We start from the raw sequence: 5,525 nt of genomic DNA on the forward strand, positions 1-5,525 counted from the left end.
AACACCACCAACACGACCGACGATTGATCGCCTACACCACGTCAAGGGACACGACCAGGGGCAGCCCGTTCGCGTCCTACAGGACGTGCATCTTGGAACCCGGCTTGCCGCGGTCCACGGGACTTGGACCTGTGTGTTCGCCCCCTTTTTTTGGCCCTGACGTGAGCGGTGTCGAGGACGGCGCGGGTGACGTCGATCAGGCTGGCATCGTCGAGCCGGTGCAGGACGGCCTCGTGCAGACGGCCCCAGACGCCGGCTCTCGGCCAGATGAAGAACCGACGCGGGGCGGTCGACTTCGATATGCCGAAGCAGGGCAGCAGAGCCCACCAGGAACAGCGGCTGACCAGCACATAGACGATGCCCGCGAACAGCGTCTCATCGGGTGCGTCCTGCGTTCCCCCGCTCTTCGGACGCGCCTTTGACGAAGGGATCAGCGGCTTCGCGATCTCCCGCAGCCCGTCCGGAACAATCCAACTCCACGTACCCCGCCCCGCGCGGCGGACCAACGTCCGCCTCACCATGTAGGACAAGGGTCTTACACCGTGTCCTACATGGTCAGTTGGCAGTTGAGCTGGGCATGGGGAGTGGACGGTGGGGATGGATCGTTCCGGACGGACTCTGGGAGATCGCCAGGCCTTTGCTGCCGCCGGCGCGGGTGCGTCCGCAGGGCGGAGGGGTGGCCAACATCGATGACGAAGCGGTGTTCGCGGCCATCATCTACGTCCTGGTCAGCGGCTGCGTTTCTGGCGGGCCCTGCCGCGGTGCTTTGGGGCGTCGAAGTCCACGGTGCACCGCCGGTTCCTGATCTGGTCGCGTGCGGGTGTCTGGGGCCGGCTGCACCAGAAGGTGCTCGAACTGCTTGATAGCCAGGGCCTGGTCGATCTCTCTCGGGCAGTGCTCGACTCCGCTCACGTACGCGCCGAAAAGGGGGGGCGAACTTGCAGGTCCATCGCCCGTGGACCGGGGCAAGCCGGGTTCCACGATGCACGTCCTGTCCGACGCGAACGGACTGCCCCTACGCGTCGGACTCTCTGCGGCGAACACTCACGACAGCCTCGGGCTGAAGCCGATGGTCGCCCATTTCCACGTAGGACACGAATCCCACAGCGACCATTCCAAACCTCAGCGCCTGCACGCCGACAAAGCGTACGACGTTCCTGACCTGCGGCGATGGCTGCACAGCCAGCGGATCGGCGTCCGCATCGCCCGCAAGGGAATCGACTCAAGCGAACGACTGGGCCGCCGCCGGTGGGTCATCGAGCACGCGATCTCCTGGCTGACCGGCTACCGCCGCCTGTCACCCCGCTACGAGCGACACCCCCGGAACTACTTCCTCGGCCTCGCAGCGGCCCTCTGCTGCTACAAACGCCTCGGCAAACTGACCATGTAGGACACGGTGTAACCACCTCGAATGTTCGGCGAGGAACTCATAATGCGCTTTTGCCGATCACGGGCGCAATCTCTGGACGCTCAGTCAGTGCGAATCTCGGCGCGCTCCTTGCATTACGAATCTCTTCCCTGAAACGCACCCCATTTCCCCCGATCGAATAATGCAATATCCGGATCACAGTTCGAGCTATAGGGGAAAATCAATTCTATTGGCTGGCGCATTCCAGGTAGAGATCTTGATCGGGAGGCTTCCGCACTCCCGGCTACACGAAAAGGATGCTTCCGATCAAGACAGCGCGGAGAGCAGGCCGGCGGACCCACGAGCCGAAGACTGCGAGTCCAAAGGGATGTCCCGCTTCATCGGCTGCCGATCCCAGTCGGCTCCCTCGATTCGAGAGACCGTCGCCCCGCTAAAGATCAGGAATCGCCTGGCCTAGATCGATCGCGCGCTCGAAATCGGGTTGCACGCGCACCGGCTATCCTGGATCTACCGAACCTATGCTGCAGGAGACATTTCATGATCGACAGGAAATCGACTGCGCAGCACTCTCCGGAGAGCATCCCCGCCCAAGAAGGCGCTGAGGAATTGCTCTCCGTACTGTGCATCGCGGTCCGTGAGACGACATATCGCCTGAATGCTATGGCATCGGTAGTCTATCTGCTGAGCGAGGACCGCAGTGAGCTCCGCGCCGCCGTGATCGGCGGCGATGTGCCGGCTGCTTTCATGATTCCGGAAAGGATGACAATGAACGCTCCATACGCCTCAGCGCGTGCCGTGCAGACCGGGACCGTTGTAGTTCCCTCCGCTCCTGAATCCGCCGAGGTCGATCCGTCCTACATCTCTCTGTCCCCTTTCACCGTTGTCTCAGCCCCGGTCATGACCGATCGAGATTGCTTCGGTTCCCTCACTGCTATCAGGTTGGAATCTGGAGAATATGAAGCTGCGGAGCGCGCTCAGCTGAAGAAGATAAGTGGCGACCTCGCACGGGATATAGCGTCGCTCGAATTGCATGGCATAAAAATTGAACCCAGTCAAATACCCGTCGCCATACCGATCGTCGGCGAAACGTCGGCCGTAGGCCCTACTAGGAACCAATTGAGCAGGGGAATGCCAGGCGTCCCCGGTTCCGCCAGCATGAGTTACATGTACCAGCTCCGACACTTCTCCGACCTACTCAACCGCGCTACAAACATGGGCGACGTCATGAACGCTGTCCAGTCCTGCCTGATGTCCACCTTCGACGCCCGGTCCCTGATACTGGCTTCCATCGCCGAGCATCGCCTGTGGGTCGTCGGGCATGCCGGAGCTACCGACCAGATGGTGAAAGAGCTACATGGCAGCAAGGCTCATGGCCACGCGTCCATCGCCCAAGCCCTTCTAGGCCACCCGCAGTTCCTGCGCGGCGGCATCGACCGGCCAGGCCATCAGAAGGGCGTTACGGAACCTGCTTCCGCATACCTCCCGCTGATCGGTAGCCAGCATGTCATGGGCACGTGCTGTATCGAGTTCGCGTCAGCCGGCCGGCTCTCCGTTGCGGAGAAAGCCGTCCTGATGATGATGACCGGGCTCCTGGGGCCTACCGTAGAACGCATCGAACAGAACAAGAACCGAAAGGCACTAGCCGAAAGCCTGCAAAGAAGCCTTCTCCCACATATGCTGTCGGATCTCCCGCGGCTGACCACCGCGGCCCGCTATCTAGCTTCCGCAGTCACCGCCGAAGTCGGCGGTGACTGGTATGACGTCATTAAACTCCCGAACGGGCGGATCGTTCTGGTCGTCGGCGACGTCGAGGGCCACGCCATCGACAGTGCCGTCACCATGGCCCAGGTACGAAGCGCCGTGGTCGCCTACGCCATCGAGGGCCACCACCCCTCTGCGATCCTCGACCGCACCAGCCGACTGCTTGCCGAACTTGGCACAGAACTACTCGCCACATGCTGCATCGTTTTGTGCAACACAGCCGACGGCGTAAGCGAGGTATGCCTAGCTGGCCACCCCGCCCCTCTCGTCAGTAGCCCCGGTGAACCAATTCGTCTTTTGCACGCACCACCCAATGTCCCACTAGGCATCACCAATCCGCTGCCCTACCGTGCGCAGGAACATGTGCTGCAGCCCCAATCCGTCCTCATGCTGTACTCAGACGGGCTGACTGACACCGAGACCACCGACCCCATCACCAGCGCACGCGCCCTACTCGGCTCCGGCCGCCGTACAGCAGGCATCAGCCTGGAAGCACTGGCCGACCACATCCTCGTCCAGGTTTCCCAGCCGCATGAACGTCGCGACGATGCAGTGCTGCTCCTGGCACGCTATGAAGGCGTCGGCCCCGTAGAGAACATGCCCCGCACCTGCGAGTTCCACATCCATCGCCACGATCTGCGAGGAGTCAACCTGGCGCGCCAATTCGTAGATGAGCGACTCCGCTGCTGGGGGCTGGCAGACCTATCAGACGACCTCCAGCTCATCGTCTCCGAGATCACCACCAACTCGCTCATTCACGCCGGCAGTAACGTCCACCTCCGTTTGCGAGCGTTCCCAGATCACATCCGGCTGGAGGTAAGCGACACCAGCAGCAATCCCCCCATCCCCTCCGGCTTCTCCCTCACAGAGGAAGGCAGGGCCCAGACCGAACACGGCCGCGGTCTAGTCATCGTGGATGCTTTGGCACGTACTTGGAACACCTACCCCAACGGCCGCGGCAAAACTGTCTGGATCGAGTTGGACATACCTCAAACACACAGAACCTGAGCAGGTTCAGCGCCTCGCGCAGATCGGTCGCTCGCCGCACCGCCTCGCTGCCCCGGTGGTGGTGAACTCCTGACGGTGGCCGGGCTGATCAGGTCGGTGGCGGAGGCTGCTCCGCAGGAGGCCCGATCAGAATGTCCCCGGGTTCGGCGCGCAGCGACGCCGTACCGCACCACGAAGGAGCAGTCCGGTCGCCGACTCCGCTTCTTACGAGCTGATGCGTGATAGCAGGTGATGCGTCTTTGCTGGTGGATGGCGTGATCCGGATGTGGCGATCATGGTCGGTGGGGCGGTTCTCGCGCATCAGTTGTTCACGGGGATATCCCGGCACCATCTCGCCTGTTTGGCCGAGGAGTTGGCCGGGCCGTGGCACGCCGCTGTTGAGGGGCGCCGTCACGACACACGTGTGGGGCCAGGAAGCGTGCGACAGGGGCAGGCGCCCGGCACCAGCTGGTGTTCGTCGAACCGGCTGGTGGCCGCGCTGATTCACCTGCGGCACGATCTCCCGCACTCGGTGCTGGGGCTGCTGTTCGGTGTCGACCGCGCCACTGTCACCCGCGCGATCGGGGAGATCCGCGCTCTTTGGGCCGACCGGGGTGCGCGGTCCCCGAGCGTGCCGGTCTGCGGCTGTGGACACTGGCGGATGTGTTCGCCTACGCCCAGGCCGAGGGCGTCGACCTGGTTCTCGATGCCACCGAGATCCAGGTCCGCCGGCCGCTGGCTGGCCGCGGCGGGCGGGGCGCGTTCGTGTCGGGGAAGAAAGAGCCGAACACGATGAAGGCTACCGTCATCGCCGATGACAAAGGCCGCACGTTATCGACCGATGCCCTGCGACCTGGGCGGATGCACGACGCGACCGCCGCACGCAACGAAGGTATCGCCCCCTGCTTCCGGCATTTTTCAGATGTAGAGGTGCTGCTGGACGACGGCTACCTCGGCCTCAGGCGTGATCACCCCGGCCAGGCGGTCACCCCACCAAGGAAGGCGAACAAGACCAGCCCACCCCAAGTCCACGAAGCCCGCCGACAAGCTCGCCACCAGCACTCGTCCCGGCGCCTCATCGTCGAACGTGCCCTCGCCGACCACAAACGCTGGAAGCAACTGGCCCGCTGGACGCACCGACGAGTTGCCCTGCCCGCCACCCACAAGACCATTGCCGGACTGGTCTCCGACCGCACACCGCAGCCTGACGCACAGCCCTCCAGCAGACCACCACACCCTCACCCGGTATCACGCACCAGCTGGTAAGAGGGGCGAAGCCGGCGCGGGCCGGCGCGGGCCGCCGCACCGGGCGCGGTCCGAGTCGTCCGATGCGTCAGCCGAATGCAGTCACATGACTGAGCTTCTTCAGCGTTGCAACTCCAGGGTGAGGACGGCCTTGGCGATTGAC

At 63.5% G+C, this 5,525-nt stretch carries 1 protein-coding gene and 3 pseudogenes; 3 read left to right on the plus strand and 1 reads right to left on the minus strand.

The genetic code is table 11. The features are described 5' to 3' along the window. Positions 1 to 79 precede the first annotated feature (79 nt). Positions 80 to 521 (minus strand): annotated as a pseudogene (locus tag IE275_RS45475) (transposase); the annotation flags it as partial. 56 nt (positions 522 to 577) lie between these two features. Here IE275_RS45475 and IE275_RS45480 point away from each other — a divergent pair. From IE275_RS45480 to IE275_RS45490, 3 genes and pseudogenes are all read left to right on the plus strand, one after another. Then, positions 578 to 1,390 (plus strand): annotated as a pseudogene (locus tag IE275_RS45480) (IS5 family transposase). Positions 1,391 to 1,906: 516 nt separating this feature from the next. Further along, a complete protein-coding gene (locus IE275_RS45485) occupies positions 1,907 to 4,138 on the plus strand; it encodes an ATP-binding SpoIIE family protein phosphatase (RefSeq protein WP_189718580.1) in 2,232 nt (743 codons plus the stop codon). Positions 4,139 to 4,412: 274 nt separating this feature from the next. Further along, positions 4,413 to 5,383, plus strand: a pseudogene (locus tag IE275_RS45490) (transposase). The last annotated feature ends 142 nt before the right edge of the window (positions 5,384 to 5,525 follow it).

Source organism: Streptomyces phaeofaciens (assembly GCF_014648915.1).
Lineage (GTDB): Bacteria > Actinomycetota > Actinomycetes > Streptomycetales > Streptomycetaceae > Streptomyces > Streptomyces phaeofaciens.